This is a genomic window from Pseudidiomarina fusca, from assembly GCF_032227045.1.
Taxonomy (GTDB): Bacteria; Pseudomonadota; Gammaproteobacteria; order Enterobacterales; family Alteromonadaceae; genus Pseudidiomarina; species Pseudidiomarina fusca.
Genome location: NZ_JANFPJ010000099.1, coordinates 1 through 778 on the forward strand (window position 1 = coordinate 1; position 778 = coordinate 778).

The window sequence follows — 778 nt, forward strand, 5'->3', positions numbered from 1 at the left end:
ATATGACCCAAATATTTTTACTTCATCCAACGGCCTTTCATGTCGATAAAACACGAAATAATCGACAAACAATCCTGTTGCGTCGATAGACTCGACATAGGTAAAAGTACGCATCTCGAGTCTTTAGAAGTATTTACAGCCACCGTCTTACCCTTACCCAAATAATTGGTTAGGTGGATCAAACAATCCTGACATCAATGACCATGTACATTGGGCAATTAAAGGTGTATATTTAATCAACACAGCATCTCATAGTCAGGATTATATCAATGTCAATCACCGCACAAGTTGAGTCTCGGATTGCTCGCATGAGAAAAGGTGTTCCTTTTTCCATAGAGGGATTTTATGAGCTAGGTACGGAAAGTGCCGTTCAGAAAGCTTTTAGCCGACTGGCAAAGTCAGGCGAGATTGTGCGTGTGTCAAAAGGCTTTTACGTTCGTCCTAAGTCCATAGAAAGCTTACCGGGTGCGAAGGTAATGCCCAGCCCAGAAGAGGTCGCAAAAGCTTGGGCGAGAAATTACGGGTACAAACTTGTTTCCAATGGCTTTGAAGCGGCATATCGCATTGGACTGCAAACTCAGGCTCCTGCCCGAACCATTTATTGGACGAACGGCCCATCGCGTGAATTTAAAGTGGGGAATTCAACTGTTGAAGTGAAACACGTCGCATCGAGTAAGCTTAAGTGGCTAAACCAACCTGAGGGTATCATTCTTCGGGGTCTTTCGGTTATGGAGCCAGAGCACTTCAAGCCAGAGCAGTTACGCAAGGTATTTAAGCG

General features: G+C 44.5%; 1 protein-coding gene. It reads left to right on the plus strand.

Annotated features, from left to right (window positions below; all coding sequences use genetic code 11):
* Positions 1–269: 269 nt before the first annotated feature.
* The coding region (locus NOG12_RS13235) for a DUF6088 family protein (protein WP_313933512.1) at positions 270–778 on the plus strand (509 nt) is incomplete at its 3' end.